General features: G+C 64.5%; 13 protein-coding genes, 1 tRNA gene and 1 pseudogene. 12 read left to right on the forward strand and 3 right to left on the reverse strand.

The window, feature by feature from the left end:
- From ISS20_RS18250 to ISS20_RS18265, 4 genes and pseudogenes are all read left to right on the forward strand, one after another.
- Positions 1-209, forward strand: a pseudogene (locus ISS20_RS18250) (chemotaxis protein); the annotation flags it as partial.
- A 172-nt stretch (positions 210-381) separates the two neighbouring features.
- Positions 382-1332, forward strand: coding sequence for a tRNA lysidine(34) synthetase TilS (tilS, locus tag ISS20_RS18255; protein ID WP_291438341.1), 951 nt, complete (start codon positions 382-384; stop codon positions 1330-1332).
- A 343-nt stretch (positions 1333-1675) separates the two neighbouring features.
- Positions 1676-1768: transfer RNA gene (locus tag ISS20_RS18260), tRNA-Ser, on the forward strand.
- A gap of 392 nt (positions 1769-2160) precedes the next feature.
- Positions 2161-2853, forward strand: coding sequence for a hypothetical protein (locus ISS20_RS18265; protein WP_291438342.1), 693 nt, complete (start codon positions 2161-2163; stop codon positions 2851-2853).
- A 78-nt stretch (positions 2854-2931) separates the two neighbouring features.
- On the opposite strand, the gene ISS20_RS18270 is transcribed toward ISS20_RS18265, so the two are convergent.
- From ISS20_RS18270 to ISS20_RS18280, 3 genes are read right to left on the reverse strand one after another with little or no spacing between them, the layout of a single operon-like run.
- Entirely contained in the window at positions 2932-3363 is a 432-nt protein-coding gene (locus ISS20_RS18270) for an RNA-binding S4 domain-containing protein (protein WP_291438343.1), read from the reverse strand.
- A 17-nt stretch (positions 3364-3380) separates the two neighbouring features.
- Positions 3381-4820, reverse strand: a complete 1440-nt coding sequence (locus ISS20_RS18275) for a sensor histidine kinase (protein ID WP_291438344.1) — start codon at positions 4818-4820, stop codon at positions 3381-3383.
- Positions 4817-5500, reverse strand: a complete 684-nt coding sequence (locus ISS20_RS18280) for a response regulator transcription factor (protein WP_056065161.1) — start codon at positions 5498-5500, stop codon at positions 4817-4819. The genes ISS20_RS18275 and ISS20_RS18280 overlap by 4 nt, the downstream gene beginning before the upstream one ends.
- A gap of 129 nt (positions 5501-5629) precedes the next feature.
- Here ISS20_RS18280 and ISS20_RS18285 point away from each other — a divergent pair, with 129 nt between their 5' ends.
- The 8 genes from ISS20_RS18285 to ISS20_RS18320 all read left to right on the forward strand — a co-directional run.
- Positions 5630-6589 carry a tripartite tricarboxylate transporter substrate-binding protein gene (locus tag ISS20_RS18285; RefSeq protein ID WP_116747501.1) on the forward strand — a complete coding sequence of 320 codons (960 nt, stop codon included), beginning with the start codon at positions 5630-5632 and terminating at the stop codon, positions 6587-6589.
- Positions 6590-6672: 83 nt separating this feature from the next.
- The gene (locus ISS20_RS18290; protein WP_056064616.1) at positions 6673-7191 is read left to right on the forward strand and encodes a tripartite tricarboxylate transporter TctB family protein; all 519 of its coding nucleotides are present in this window, start codon (positions 6673-6675) and stop codon (positions 7189-7191) included.
- Positions 7192-7203: 12 nt separating this feature from the next.
- The gene (locus ISS20_RS18295) at positions 7204-8709 is read left to right on the forward strand and encodes a tripartite tricarboxylate transporter permease (protein WP_056064614.1); all 1506 of its coding nucleotides are present in this window, start codon (positions 7204-7206) and stop codon (positions 8707-8709) included.
- Between the two features lie 222 nt (positions 8710-8931).
- Positions 8932-9705, forward strand: a complete 774-nt coding sequence (locus tag ISS20_RS18300) for a DUF2325 domain-containing protein (RefSeq protein WP_291438345.1) — start codon at positions 8932-8934, stop codon at positions 9703-9705.
- The gene (locus ISS20_RS18305) at positions 9689-11200 is read left to right on the forward strand and encodes a sigma 54-interacting transcriptional regulator (protein ID WP_121942500.1); all 1512 of its coding nucleotides are present in this window, start codon (positions 9689-9691) and stop codon (positions 11198-11200) included. Before ISS20_RS18300 ends, ISS20_RS18305 begins: the two co-directional genes overlap by 17 nt.
- Before the next feature lie 151 nt (positions 11201-11351).
- Entirely contained in the window at positions 11352-12545 is a 1194-nt protein-coding gene (locus ISS20_RS18310) for a substrate-binding domain-containing protein (RefSeq protein WP_291438346.1), read from the forward strand.
- A gap of 193 nt (positions 12546-12738) precedes the next feature.
- Complete coding sequence (locus ISS20_RS18315; protein WP_291438347.1) at positions 12739-14220, forward strand: PHB depolymerase family esterase; 1482 nt, start codon at positions 12739-12741, stop codon at positions 14218-14220.
- An 82-nt stretch (positions 14221-14302) separates the two neighbouring features.
- Positions 14303-14607, forward strand: a 305-nt coding sequence (locus ISS20_RS18320; protein WP_291438348.1) for an ATP-binding cassette domain-containing protein, incomplete at its 3' end; no start/stop codon positions are given.

Here is a 14607-nt window from a genome sequence, read left to right on the forward strand (position 1 = left end):
AGCAGAGCACCAGTATCAACGAGGTGGGACAAGCCGTGGCCCAACTCGACCAGATGACCCAGCAGAACGCAGCGCTGGTGGAGGAGAGCGCTGCAGCTGCGCAGAGCCTCAAGGACCAATCGGTGCGGCTGTCGGAGGTGGTGGGTACCTTCCGTCTGTCCACCGACTCCGCCCACGCTGCGCCACGGCTGTCCCCGCCGGGCGGTTGAGCGGTAGGGGGGGCGTAGCGCCACGGCGCCCTCAACGCGCCTTGCGGCCAGAGTCTGGGCCGCCGTGATAATCGGCGCCCATGTGCCGTCGTTTCCCAACTGTTCCCCGCGCCCTCTGGGCATGTCAGGCGCATGTGACTGGGCTAGGTGCGGGGTCTGAAGGGTGGATGCCATGACGCAATCGATGGACGCTGCGCTGCGGGCCTTTGCGCCCGCGTTGCCGGTGGCGGTGGCGTTGAGCGGGGGCGCAGACTCGACCGCGTTGCTGTTGGCCTGTGCACATCGCTGGCCTGGGCGGGTGCTGGCCATCCACGTGCACCATGGGCTGCAGGCGGCAGCCGATGGTTTCGAGCAGCATTGTGTAGCCCTGTGCAGCGAGCTGAGCGTGCCTTTGCGCGTGAAGCGGCTGGACGCGCGTCCCGCGCCCGGCCAGAGCCCCGAGGACGCCGCTCGGCAAGCCAGATACCAGGCTTTGACCGCAGTGGCGCTAGAGGATCATGCCTTGGGTGCTATTCAATCCATAGCAATTGCACAGCATGCCGATGACCAGGCTGAAACTCTGTTGCTCGCCTTGTCGCGCGGAGCGGGTGTGGCCGGTCTGGCAGCCATGCCCGCTCAGTGGGAGCGTGCGGGCCTGGTCTGGCACCGCCCCCTGCTGCGTGTGGCAGGGGCGGACGTACGTCACTGGTTGAAGGCACAGGGTCAGACCTGGGTGGACGACCCCACCAACTCCGATGAGCGCTTCACGCGCAACCGCATCCGGGCGCAGCTGCTGCCTGCGCTGGATGCCGCATTCCCGTCCTTTCGCGATACCTTTGCACGCTCGGCCGCCAATGCGGCCCAGGCTGCAGAACTGCTGCACGAGATGGCGCAGCAGGACCTGTCCTTGGTGGGTGTCCCCCCTGGGATCAAGGCCCTGCAGGGGTTCACCCGTGCGCGCCAGGCCAACGTGCTGCGCCACTGGCTGCGCCATGTCCACCACACCACCCCGGCGGCGGCGCAGCTGGGTGAGCTGCTGGACCAGATCCGGGCATGCACCACACGGGGTCACCACATCCGCATCAAGGTAGGTAGCGGCTTTGTGGTGCGGTCGGGTCCCACGCTTGATTGGCTCAGGCCTTAGCGCCCAGGTACTTGCTTTCTCGCTTGCAGGGAAGGCAAACATGAGAACCAACCGCTTTATCCTGCACGTCTGCCAATTGCGGAGGTCGCCAGCTCCATGAGCTTGGCGCGCTCAACAGGGGGCCGGTGTCCGTCGCCGTCCGGCGGCACTCGGCTGTTCCGCGTGCTGAGCGAAAAGACATCCGCACCCAGATGGCCCCATATTCGAAACCAAGAACTGGGTGGCCATCGGCGAAAAGTATCCGGAGCTGGTAGCGCAAGACCTGAACAAGGCCTACCGGCTAGACCCGCAAGCAGCCAAAACCGCCGGAACCATCACTGAAATAAGGCATAATAGCGGGATTGGAAACGTGACCGAGTGGCCGAAGGTGCTCCCCTGCTAAGGGAGTATGGGGTGTAGAGCCTCATCGAGGGTTCGAATCCCTCCGTTTCCGCCAAGATAAGCCCCAAGTGCTCAATGCGTTTGGGGCTTTTTCTTTGTCAACTCTTTCTATTTGAAGCGATTCTGTTGGGGGATGACCTCACGCATAGGTGATTCCCGAATACCCAACTGATCAGGTTTCGCGTCCAATACTGTGGTCCTAAGAGCCTTGCCCGTTTTCCGGGGACATCGATCAGATTCTGCCCGCCGTTTGGATTGTGGAGGGGCTGTGTCCTGGTGAACTCTGGCAAGGTTTCAGCCCGCTTTGTGCGGGCTTTTTTTTGTATTGTGTCCTGCAAGTCGAGGGCGCTGCGCCATGATGGTGGCCCAAGGCAGACATCGAGCGCGCAAGCGCTGGCCAGTGGCCCTGTATTCTGATGCTGACGCCTCCAGGGAAGAAGGGTCCTCATGACGCACCATCGTGCCGTGCAATTCCGAGAGCTCTGCTTGGTGTCCAACGACCTGGACTTTTGCTATCTGCCTCGGGCTGAGGGCTCCGCGCCTTCGCATTGCGCCGACTTGTCATGCACCGTCGATGCTTCCAGGTTTTTTGCTAACGGTGGTCACCACATCGTTTTTGCGCTCGATTGCGAGGGCGGGCAGGGCAGCTACAACCCCCACTGCGGGCCTATCTACCGATACGGCAAGAACCTGTGGTCGGCTGCGCGTGGTTTCATCATATTTGGCGATGGTGCGGTGATGGCCGAGGGGTGGAACGGTACGGCCATGCCGGCATTGGCCGTCATTGCCAATACCTCGGGTGCGGGTTTCGATCCAGTTCAGCACCCGGTGTTTACGCTGCGTATCACTGCAGGTTATCGGCGCGGGACTTTCGCCAACAGCATGTGGATTGAGATCCGCACGGGTGGGGTAGCCAACGGTGCTTTGCTGTTTGCTGGTGGCATTGAGGGGACTGAGTGGGGGTGGAATTGGATGGGAGGCTCCAGGGCAGCAATGGGAGGCATCGCTGCTGGCTTTGTGCCTCCATCAGCCACCGGCTGCGTGGAAGAGTTGCTGCCACGCAGTGCGCCTCAGGCTGCGCTGCTGATGTCCCGTTTCAAACTCAGGATGCACCCGCCGGATGTGTCCCCTGGTCAGTGAGGCGCAGGCTTGAGGTAGCCAGCGTCGCCACGCGCAAGCGTCTAGATCGGTGTATTGGAGTGGTCGGCGATTCGTTCTTCACTCGTCGATCGACGCACTCCAGCGGCTGCCCCAATCGCTTCCTTTGTTGCTGACCTTGTCGATCTCGCGGCGGTCGCGCTTGGTGGGGCGGCCTTCCTGCAGGGTCGCTGCAGGCTCGGGGGCCAGGCGGCGCATTTCGGCCGCTTTTTCGCGTGCGGCGATGCTATCGGGGGTTTCTTCGTACAGCTGCTGAGCCACAGGTGCCGGGCCACGGGCGCCGCTCAGGCCCAGGACGCGCACTGTGCGTGCTACGGGGCCCTGGCGCAGCGCCACGGTGTCGCCGCAGCGCAGGTCGCGTGCAGGTTTGGCCAACTGGCCATTGACGGTGACCCGACCCTTGCCGATCTCTTCCGTGGCGAGGCTGCGGGTCTTGTAAAAGCGGGCGCACCAGAGCCACTTGTCCAGCCGCATCGTCTCCAAGGTATTCATGGGCGAGATTGTGCCGTCTATGCCGCCGGTGTGCCGTCAGTCAGGGGCGCCGGCAGCGGCAGGCGAACGATGGCGTCCAGCCCGGTCACCTTGTGGCCCTGCACCCGGTTGGTCAGGGCGATGCTGCCTTCCAGCGCCTGCACGATCTCGTGGCAGATGGCCAGACCCAGGCCGCTGCCGGTGCGCACGTCGCCCGCCGAGAAGGGCTGGAACAGGCGGGCCGCCAGCTCGTCATCAATGCCGGGGCCATGGTCGCTGATCGTCAGCGCCACATGCCGTCCGTCGCTGCGCAGGTCCACAGTCAACTCGCTGCCGGGCGGCGCATGGCGCACGGCGTTGTGTAACAGGTTGCGGCTCAGTTCGCGCAGCATCCATTCGTGCGATTGCACCAGCGCGGGCTCGGTGTGGATGCCAAAGTCCAGATCGCGCTGGGCTATCAGCGGTGAAATCTCCAGCGCCACTGCACGCAGGATGCCGTCAAAACGGGTGGCAGGTGGTGTGCTTTGCTGGCGTAGCTGCTCCACCTTGGCCAGGGCCAGCATCTGGTTGGCGAGTTGGGTGGCGCGGTCCACCGTGTCGCTGATTTCGTGCAGGGCTTGCTGTGGCTCCACGTCGCCGCGCAGGGCCGATTGCACCTGGGTCTTGAGCACGGCCAGCGGTGTGCGCAGCTGGTGGGAGGCATCGCGCACAAAGCGCTTTTGGTGCCGCAGCAGGTGACGCAGGCGCTGCATGACCTCATTGGTGGCGTCCACCAGCGGCTGCAGCTCGCGTGGGGCGAGCGGGGCCGCGATGGGGCTCAGATCGCCCTCGCGCCGGGCCTGCAACTGCTGGCTGAGCTGCCGCACGGGCTGGGTGGCGCGCTGCACCACCAACACCACGGTAAAGGCCACCACGGCGATCAACAGCGCCTGTCGCAACAGGGTGTTCCACAGGATCTGCAGTGCCAGGGTTTCGCGCACCTCCAGCGTCTCCGCCACCTGGATCACGGCCATCGCCCGGCCTTCGGAGCTGGCCACCGGTTGCAGCAGCACCGCCACGCGCACATCGCGGTCACGAAATCGGTCATCGTAAAAGTCCACCAGAGCCGCATAGGGAGGGCGGGCGGGGATGCTGCCGTGCCACACCGGCAGGTCCTCAAAGCCCGACACGATCTCGCCCTTGAGGGTCGAAACGCGGTAGAACATCTGGCTCTGGTTGTCGGCCTCAAAGGCCTCCAGGGCCGAATAAGGAACGATGGCGCGCAGCTGCGCTGCGTCGTCAAAGCCTTTCACATCGAGCTGTTCGCTGATGCTTTTGGCGGATGCCAGCAGGGTGCGGTCATACGCGGTGTTGAGCGATGCCAGCGTCTGGTGGTACAGGCTCCAGGTGTTGAAACCGATGAACAGGGCTACAGGCAGCAAGATGCCCAGCAGCAGGCGCCGCCGCAGCGAGTGGTGGCGCACTCCATCCTCGCTCATGCGTCGGCCCGCAGCAGGTAGCCCAGGCCGCGCAGTGTCATCAGGGTCAGGCCTGTGCCCGCCAGCTTCTTACGCAGCCGGTACACCACGACCTCGATGGCTTCATACTGCACGTCGAGCTGGCCCGGAAACACCAGCTCATACAGTCGCTCCTTGGTCACGGCATGCCCCGGCTGCGCGAGCAGGGCGTGCATCAGTGCCAGCTCGCGCGGGGTCAGCTCCATGACTTCGCCGTTCAGGTACAGCGCGCCACTGTCCTTGTCGTAGCGGATGGCTCCGATCTGCACGGTGCTGGGTGCCAGCGGCGCTACGGCGGGATCTGCGCTGCGGCGCACCAGTGCGCGCAGGCGTGCCTCCAGCTCGTCCAGATCGAACGGCTTGGGCAGGTAGTCGTCGGCGCCAGCGTTCAGCCCCACTACGCGGTCGCCCACGGTGCCACGTGCCGTCAGGATCAGTACGGGGGTGCGCAGGCCACGTGATCGCGCCTGCTGCAGCACCTGCAAGCCGTCCAGACCCGGCAGGGTGAGGTCCAGGATGACGGCGTCGGGCTGCAGGGCGGTCCATTGGCTCAGCGCTGCGCGTCCGTCGCCCACTGCGGTCACTTCCATGCCACGCCGGGTCAGTGCGCGGTGCAGCGTGGCCTGCATGGTGGGGTCGTCTTCTACAAGGAGCAATTGCATGCGCGGCACCATAGCACCGTCTCATTGGGCCGGGTGCATGAGTGTTTTCCCTGAGTCCGAGGACAGCCGTTTGACAGGCAGCGCGCGCATCATCGGGCGGTTCGCAAACCTTATCAGGAGACAGACACCATGCGTCGCGATACCTTTCTGAAATCACTGGCCGCCCTGGCCGCTGCGGGTGCGTTGCCCGTGTCGGCCCAGTCGGCAGCGGCCCTCAAGATGATGATTCCCGCCAACCCTGGGGGCGGTTGGGATTCCACCGGTCGCGCGCTGGGCAAGGCGATGCAGGATGCGGGCGCCGCATCGTCGGTGTCCTACGACAACAAGGGCGGCGCAGCGGGCGCGATTGGCCTGGCCCAGTTCGTCAACGCCAGCAAGGGCGATCCGAACGCGCTGATGGTGATGGGCGCCGTGATGCTGGGCGGCATCATCACCGGCAAACCACCGGTGGGCCTGGACAAGGTTACGCCCCTGGCGCGCCTGACCAGCGAATACAACGTGTTTGTGCTGCCCGCCAACTCGCCTTTCAAGACCATGAAGGACGTGGTGGAACAGCTCAAGAAGGACCCCGGCAGCGTGAAGTGGGGTGGCGGCTCGCGCGGCTCTACCGAGCACATTGCCGCCGCCATGATCGCCCGTGAAGTGGGCGTCGACCCCGCCAAGATCAACTACGTGGCGTTCCGTGGGGGCGGTGAGGCCACTGCCGCCATCCTGGGTGGCAACGTGACGGTGGGTGGCAGCGGCTACAGCGAGTTCTCCGAGTACATCTCTGCCGGCAAGATGCGCGCAGTGGGCGTGACCTCGGGCACCCGCCTCAAGGGCGTGAACGTGCCCACGCTCAAGGAGCAGGGCATCAACGTGGAAATCGGCAATTGGCGCGGCGTGTACGGCGCGCCTGGCATCACGCCAGAACAGCGCAAGGCCTTGATCGATGCGCTGGCCAAGACCTTCAAGCACAAGGCCTGGCAGGACGCGATGGAAAAGAACGGCTGGACCCCCGCATGGATGGCCGGCGACGAGTTCGGCAATTTCGTGGATGCCGAGTTCGCCAGCATGCGCGCCACGATGGCCAAGTCCGGAATGATCTGATCCCGAAGCAAGGCGCGGCAGCCGTCATTTCTGCCTCTGGGCAGGCGGCCTGACCGTGCATTGGTTGGTGCGAAGGAAAAAACATGACACAACAACATTCATCGCGCTCCAAGCCCTTGCAGACCCTGATCGGGGTCGGGCTGGTGGTGCTCGCGCTGGGTCTGGCCTGGGGGGCCAGCTCGGTCAGTTCAGAAGCGGGCTACGGTGGCGTGGGCCCCAACTTCTTTCCCTGGGTGGTCAGCATTGCCATCCTGATCTGCGGCGTGCTGTGCGTGGCACATGCGCTGAGCGGAGGGTTTCGGGAGCTGGAAGAGGGCTCCGGCGACGAGCGCGCCCACTGGAAGGGCTTCATCTGGGTGTCGGCAGGGCTGCTGCTCAACGCCCTGCTCATCACCACGCTGGGCTTCATCCTGAGCTGTGCGTTGTGCTTCGTGCTGTCGGTGCGGGGTTTCAAGAGCTCGGAAGGTGAACTCGACCTGCGCCTGCAGGCCTGGATCAAGGATTCCTTCATCGGTATCGCGGTAGCGGCCCCGGTGTACTGGATGTTTACGCAACTGCTGGCCATCAACCTGCCCGGCCTGACCAACACGGGGTGGCTGTAAAGCCTGCACGCCATGGAAACCTTAAACCTTTTGATGCAGGGTTTTGCCACCGCGGCAACACCCATCAACCTGATGTGGGCCTTTGTGGGCTGCATGATCGGCACCGCCGTGGGCGTGTTGCCAGGCATCGGCCCCGCAGTGGCTGTGGCCATGCTGCTGCCCATCACCGTCAAGGTCGAGGCCACGGCCTCGATGATCTTCTTTGCGGGCATCTATTACGGCGCCATGTATGGCGGTTCCACCACGTCCATCCTGCTCAACACCCCGGGTGAGGCCGGGTCCATGGTCACGGCCATGGAGGGCAACAAGATGGCAAAGCATGGCCGCGCTGGTGCGGCCCTGGCCACGGCCGCCATCGGTTCGTTTGTGGCGGGCACCATCGCCACGGTGCTGGTGACCTTCTGCGCGCCGCTGGTGGCCGAATACGCCATCCGCCTGGGCCCGCCAGAGTATTTCATGCTGATGGTGCTGGCCTTCACCACCGTGAGTGCAGTGCTGGGCAAGAGCACGCTGCGTGGCATGGTGGCGCTGTTTGTGGGCCTGGCCATGGGCTTGATCGGCATCGACCAGATCACGGGCCAGGCGCGCTACACCGGTGGGGTGCCTGAGCTGATGGACGGCATCGAAGTGGTGCTGATCGCCGTGGGCCTGTTTGCGGTGGGCGAAGCCTTGTACAACGTGATGTATGAAGGCAAGTCCGACGAAACCCAGAACCGCCTGACCAGCACCCACATGACCAAGGAAGAGTGGAAGCGCTCCTGGCCCGCGTGGCTGCGCGCCACGGCCATCGGGTTTCCGTTTGGCACCGTGCCTGCCGGTGGCAGCGAGATTCCAACCTTCCTGAGCTATGCCGCCGAGAAGAAACTGAGCAAACACAAGGAAGAGTTTGGCACCACCGGCGCCATCGAAGGTGTGGCGGGCCCCGAGGCTGCCAACAACGCGGCCATCACGGCCACGCTGATCCCGCTGCTGACGCTGGGCATCCCCACGTCGAACACCACGGCCATTTTGCTGGGTGCGTTCCAGAACTACGGCATCCAGCCAGGCCCGCAACTGTTCGACACCAACGGCGCACTGGTGTGGGCGCTGATCGCGTCGATGTACATCGGCAACGTGATGCTGTTGATCCTGAACCTGCCGCTGGTGGGCCTGTGGGTGAAACTGCTGAACATCCCGAAGTCGTACCTGTACGCGGGCATTCTGGTCTTCTCCACCCTGGGTGTGTATGGCATGCGCCAGAGCGCGTTCGACCTGGTGCTGCTGTATGCGATTGGCCTGCTGGGTGTGGTGATGCGCCGCTTTGACTTCCCTGCAGCGCCGGTCGTGGTGGGCATGATCCTGGGCCCGTTGGCCGAGGCGCAGATGCGCAATGCGGTGTCGATTGGCGAAGGCAAGTGGACGATTTTCCTGGAGCGCCCCGGTTCGGTGACCCTGATCGTCATCGTGCTGGCCGTGCTGATCGTGCCGCGCCTGCTGCGCCGCTGGGCTGCCCGCAAGATGGCGCTGGCAGAGGCCTGAGCGCGCGGCGAAGCCCCAGGCTCGCACCCATAAAAAAACCGCGCCATCGGGCGCGGTTTTTTTTCGTCCAGACGGCGCGGGCAGATCCGTGCCGACGATTTTCTTGGCAAGCCAGACCCCGAGGCGTTGTGCTCCCGGTGCCCTCCCCACCAGGTGGCTTGCTGTGAACTCGGGTTGGATCGTATCATAAAATGAGAATAGTTCTTATTTGCAAGGTGGTGCATGTCCTCATTTCCGCAGGAGTTTCTGGTGCTCTGTCGCCGATTGGGCGAAGCCCAGCGGCGTTGCAGCGCAGCCCTGACTGCGCAGGCCGCCGAGATCCAGGCGCTGCAGGCCGAGTTGGTACAGCTGCGTGGCGCGCTGGTGGTGCGCGATACGCGGCTGGCCATGGCGCACGATGAGCTGGCGCAAATACGGGCTGCCGTGCCGGGGCTGTCGCGCCGCCAGGCCATGGCACGCCACATTGCCGCACTGGCCGAGCGCATGGCCGCCTTGTCGCGGGAATGCCTGCGCTGGCGACTGGCGGCACAGTCAGACACCAAGGCGGTGGGCGACACGGGGCAGGTTGGGGCAACCACCACCGCGCCCATGGATGTTCCAGCCCAACCCCGCAAGGTGCGGGTGCCGGTGGTCGTCGAGGCCCACCCAGACGTACACGCAGGTGCAGCCTTTGACGCCAGTCTGGCTGCTGCGGACCTGGTGATTTGCCAGACGGGCTGCATCAGCCACGACGCCTACTGGCGGGTGCAGGACCAGTGCCGCCGCACTGGCAAGCCCTGCATCCTGGTGGATCAGCCTTTGGCAGCATCTGGTCCATCCCTGTACGCCTCTTTGGCCCCCGTTTCAGATAAAACGGCTGATGGCGCTAGTGCTATTTGCCTGGGTAGCTATCTAATTTGTAGCGTCCTGCCTCCGCGGCGGGCGCCTTATGCTTGTTGGGGGCAGCCCCTGCGACCCGCCAGCGCGCTACCATCCGCAGATGCCCTTGCTCGCTGACGACGCCCCCGCACTGCCGCTGGATGCCCAGGGCATTCTGGAACTGGCGGCACGCTCCATGTTCCAGCTGTTCTCCAGCGTCAGCCAGGGCATGTTCCTGGTGGATCGCAGTGGGCGCATCGTGTGGGTGAACGAGGGCTACCAGCGCTTTCTGCCGGACCTGGGTTTTTCGTCGGTGGACCAGTTCGTGGGTCGCACAGTGGAAGAGGTCATCCCCAACACACAGATGCGCCGCGTGCTCGAAACGGGCCAGCCCGTGCTGATTGACCTGCTCACCAACAAGGCGGGCACCTTTGTGGTCAGCCGCATCCCGCTGCGCGACGACGCAGACCGCGTGATCGGCGCCATTGGCATCGTGCTGTTCGACCATCCCGAGACCACGCTGCAGCCCCTCATCAGCAAGTTTGCGCTGTTGCAGCGCGACTTGGACGACGCCCGCCGCGAACTGGCCAGCCAGCGCCGCCGCAGCCTGGCAGTGGCGGGCGACGGCGAGCGGCGGTCCAAGTACACCTTTGCCAGCTTCATCGGGTCGAGCCCCGCGGCGGCAGAGGTCAAGCGCCAGGCGCGTCGTGCAGCGCAGTCGAGCAGCCCTGTGCTGCTGCTGGGCGAGACGGGGACCGGCAAGGAGCTCCTGGCCCATGCGATCCACGCAGCGTCCAGCCGCGCCAGTGGTCCGTTCGTCAGCGTCAACATCGCCGCCGTGCCCGACACGCTGCTCGAGGCCGAGTTCTTCGGGGTGGCGCCTGGCGCCTACACCGGCGCCGACCGCAAGGGCCGCGACGGCAAGTTCAAGCTGGCCGATGGCGGCACGTTGTTCCTCGACGAAATCGGCGACATGCCCCAAAGCCTGCAGGCCAAGCTGCTGCGGGCGCTGCAAGAGGGCGAGATCGAGCCGCTGGGCAGCAACAAGCTCGTGCCTTTCAATGTGCGCATCCTGGCCGCGACGTCGCGCGATTTGGCGTCCCTGGTGCGCGAGGGCAAATTCCGCGAGGATTTGTTCTACCGCCTGCATGTGCTGCCGGTGCGTGTGCCGCCGCTGCGCGTGCGGCGCAGCGACATTCCTGCCTTGGTCGAAGCGTTGGGCGAAGACCTGGCCCTGCGCAACGGCACCGCGCCGCCCGAGTTGCTGCCCGATGCAATGGCCCTGCTGGCGGGCCAGCCCTGGCGCGGCAACATCCGCGAGCTGCGCAATGTGCTGGAGCAGGCGGTGATGCGCAGCGACTCGCAGTCCATCGACGCCGCGCAGCTCGAACGCATCCTGCGCGAGGCGGGCGTGGAGCCAGCCGCCCCTGCCCCGGTGCAGGACCCGGGCCACGCCGCCGACGCCGAGGACGAAAGCCGATACCTGCGCCCGCTGGCCGAGCAGGTGGCGGAGCTGGAGCGCAAGGCCATCGCGGCTGCGCTCAAAGCCCATGGAGGTAACAAATTGGCCACTGCTCGCCAGCTGGGGATCTCTCGCGCCACGCTCTATGGACGTCTGGAAAACCCTGAATAAAAATCAGGCATATGTCTAAAAATCAGACATTCAATGTGTATTGAAATCAGGCAGTGTCGCCAGGGTGTCAGCAAAAGTATCTTTGAAATCAAGCACTTGGCCGCTGGCACAGACTGTGCAATAAAGAAGCATCACAACAGGAGACATCGCCATGCACCGTCGCACTCTGGTCGCCCTCGCTTCCGCAGCCGTTACCGCCGCCGCACTTTCTGCCCCCGCGTTCGCGCAGACCGGTGAAATCCGCATTGCCCACGTGTACAGCAAGACGGGTCCGCTGGAGGCCTATGGCAAGCAGACCCAGACCGGCCTGATGATGGGCCTGAACTACGCCACCGGCGGCAGCATGATCGTCAATGGCAAGAAGCTCGTCGTCATCGAGAAGGACGACCAGGGCAAGCCTGACCTGGGCAAGAGCCTGCTGGCCTCGGCCTACTCGGATGACAAGGCCGACATTGCCGTCGGCCCCACCTCCAGCGGCGTGGCCCTGGCCCTGCTGCCCGTGGCCGAGGAATACAAGAAGATCCTGCTGGTGGAGCCCGCCGTGGCCGACGCCATCACCGGCGACAAGTGGAACAAGTACATCTTTCGCACCGGCCGCAACAGCAGCCAGGACGCGATCTCCAACGCCGTGGCCATCGACAAGGCGGGCGTGACGGTGGCCACGCTGGCGCAGGACTATGCCTTCGGCCGCGATGGCGTGAAGGCCTTCAAGGACGCGCTCAAGAACGCCAAGCTGGTGCACGAGGAATACCTGCCCACCACCACCACCGACTTCACCGCCGGTGCCCAGCGCCTGATCGACAAGCTCAAGGACGTGCCCGGCCGCAAGGTCATCTTCATCATCTGGGCCGGTGCAGGCAACCCGTTCAAGATCGCTGACATGGACCTCAAGCGCTATGGCATCGAGATCGCCACCGGCGGCAATATCCTGCCCGCCATGGCGGCCTACAAGAACTTCCCGGGCATGGAAGGCGCGACCTACTACTACTTCGGCATCCCCAAGAACCCCGTGAACGAAGCCATGGTGGCTGCGCACTACAAGGAGTTCAAGACCCCGCCAGACTTCTTCACGGCCGGCGGCTTCAGCTCTGCCATGGCGCTGGTCACGGCCCTCAAGGCCACGAACGGCGACACCAACACCAACAAGCTCATCAAGACCATGGAGGGCATGAGCTTCGAGACGCCCAAGGGCAAGATGACCTTCCGCAAGGAAGACCACCAGGCCATGCAGAGCATGTACCACTTCAAGATCAAGGTGGACCCAGCCTTTGCCTGGGGCGTGCCCGAACTGGTGCGCGAGATCAAGCCTGAAGAAATGAACGTGCCGATTCGCAACAAGCGATAAGCCGGTCTTTCGATTCCTTTAGCGAGCTAGCGAGTTAGCGAGGCCCGTAGGACAGGACCAACGTCCTGCTCCTTCGGGGTCCATCCCGCAGGGGCGGCCGCCCCTCTTTTTCCAGTGAATTGATGCATGAACTCCCGGGTTGACACGGGGGCTGGGTCGGTTTTTCTCAAAAATTATTTGGAGACAAGACAACATGGCTTTCAATTTCATCCGGGTGGCAGCAGCAGGGGCTGCGATGGCACTCTGTGGCGTGGGCAGTGTTCACGCTGCCGTCAACCTGCCAGCACTCAAGATCGACAAGACACAGACCACGGTATCGGGCCTGTCCTCGGGCGGCTTCATGGCCGTGCAGCTGCACGTGGCGTATTCGGCCACGTTTGCCAAGGGCGCCGGTGTGGTCGCGGGCGGCCCGTTCTATTGCGCCGAGGGATCGGTCGTCAACGCCACCGGGCGCTGCATGGCCAGCCCGGCAGGCATTCCCACCAGCACGCTGGTGAGCACCACCAACACCTGGGCCAGCCAGGGCGTGATCGACCCCGTGGCCAACCTGCAGAACTCCAAGGTCTACCTGTTCTCGGGCTCGCTCGACAGTGTGGTCAAGACCGGGGTGATGGACGCGCTGCGCACCTACTACAACAGCTTCGTTCCCGCCGCCAATGTGGTCTACAAAAAAGACATTGCTGCCGAACACGCGATGGTGACGGACGACTACGGCAACGCCTGCTCCACCAAGGGCGCGCCCTACATCAGCGACTGCAACTTCGACTTGGCTGGTGCCATGCTGCAGCACCTGTACGGCACGTTGAACGCCCGCAACAACGCCACCCTGCCCACCGGCAATTACATCGAGTTCAACCAGAGCGAATTCATCACCAACCATGGCATGGCCACCACGGGCTGGGCCTATGTGCCCCAGGCCTGCCAAGCGGGCGGCACGGCCACCTGCAAGCTGCATGTGGTGCTGCATGGCTGCAAGCAGAACCTCAGCGATGTGCAGCAGCAGTACGTGCGCAACACCGGCTACAACCGCTGGGCCGACACCAACAACATCGTGATGCTGTACCCGCAGACCAGCACCGCAGCCACCAACAGCTGCTGGGACTGGTGGGGCTATGACAGCGCCAACTATTCCAAGAAGTCGGGCCCGCAAATGGCGGCCATCAAGGCCATGGTGGACCGCGTCTCCAGCGGTACGGGCGGCACCACGCCCCCCGACCCTGTGGCCCTGCCAGCCCCCACGGGCGTGAGCACGTCGGGCGCCACGGCCAGCAGCATGGCCATCGGCTGGGCCGCTGTCACGGGCGCGGCCAGCTACAACGTGTACCGCAACGCCAACAAGGTCAACGCGCTGCCTGTGACTGCCACGAGCTACACCGACACCGGCCTGGCCGCGTCCACCACCTACAGCTGGACGGTGCGCGCGGCCGATGCCAATGGGGCCGAGGGCGCCACATCGGCCGCCGCCTCGGGCACCACGCTGGCGGGCTCGGGCGGCACCGCCACCTGCACCACCGCCAGCAACTATGCACACACCCTGGCCGGGCGCGCCTACGCCGCCGGGGGCTACACCTATGCGCTGGGCTCCAACCAGAGCATGGGCCTGTGGAACGTGTTCGTCACCAACACCTTGAAGCAGACCAGCACCAACTACTACGTGATCGGCACCTGCCCCTAAAGTGCCGGGGCGCGCTGCCGCAGGGCAGGGCGCCCCAACCATTCCATCGATTGACTCAGACCGTGAAAGTGAACCCCCACCCATGAGCACCTTGGCCACCAAGGACTTGACCATCCGCTTCGGCGGCCACGTGGCGGTCAACGGCGTGACCTGCTCTTTCGAGCCTGGCACGCTGACCGCCATCGTGGGCCCCAATGGCGCGGGCAAGACCACCTACTTCAACCTGATCTCGGGGCAACTCAAGGCCACCAGCGGCAGCGTCACGCTGGGCGGGCAGGACCTCACGGGCCAGTCCGTCTCGGCACGCACGCACGCGGGCCTGGGCCGGGCGTTCCAGCTCACCAACCTGTTTCCCAATCTCAGTGTGCTGGAGAACGTGCGCCTTGC

The sequence above is a fragment of the Acidovorax sp. genome (assembly GCF_016783915.1).
In the GTDB taxonomy this organism is placed as follows: domain Bacteria; phylum Pseudomonadota; class Gammaproteobacteria; order Burkholderiales; family Burkholderiaceae_C; genus Acidovorax.

Bases quoted from the DNA above. Each gene is read 5' to 3' on its own strand.
- tilS (WP_291438341.1), top strand. From the start codon at position 382: ATGACGCAATCGATGGACGCTGCGCTGCGGGCCTTTGCGCCCGCGTTG.
- ISS20_RS18265 (WP_291438342.1), top strand. From the start codon at position 2,161: ATGACGCACCATCGTGCCGTGCAATTCCGAGAGCTCTGCTTGGTGTCC.
- ISS20_RS18270 (WP_291438343.1), bottom strand. From the start codon at position 3,363: ATGAATACCTTGGAGACGATGCGGCTGGACAAGTGGCTCTGGTGCGCC.
- ISS20_RS18275 (WP_291438344.1), bottom strand. From the start codon at position 4,820: ATGAGCGAGGATGGAGTGCGCCACCACTCGCTGCGGCGGCGCCTGCTG.
- ISS20_RS18280 (WP_056065161.1), bottom strand. From the start codon at position 5,500: ATGCAATTGCTCCTTGTAGAAGACGACCCCACCATGCAGGCCACGCTG.
- ISS20_RS18285 (WP_116747501.1), top strand. From the start codon at position 5,630: ATGCGTCGCGATACCTTTCTGAAATCACTGGCCGCCCTGGCCGCTGCG.
- ISS20_RS18290 (WP_056064616.1), top strand. From the start codon at position 6,673: ATGACACAACAACATTCATCGCGCTCCAAGCCCTTGCAGACCCTGATC.
- ISS20_RS18295 (WP_056064614.1), top strand. From the start codon at position 7,204: ATGGAAACCTTAAACCTTTTGATGCAGGGTTTTGCCACCGCGGCAACA.
- ISS20_RS18300 (WP_291438345.1), top strand. From the start codon at position 8,932: ATGTCCTCATTTCCGCAGGAGTTTCTGGTGCTCTGTCGCCGATTGGGC.
- ISS20_RS18305 (WP_121942500.1), top strand. From the start codon at position 9,689: ATGCCCTTGCTCGCTGACGACGCCCCCGCACTGCCGCTGGATGCCCAG.
- ISS20_RS18310 (WP_291438346.1), top strand. From the start codon at position 11,352: ATGCACCGTCGCACTCTGGTCGCCCTCGCTTCCGCAGCCGTTACCGCC.
- ISS20_RS18315 (WP_291438347.1), top strand. From the start codon at position 12,739: ATGGCTTTCAATTTCATCCGGGTGGCAGCAGCAGGGGCTGCGATGGCA.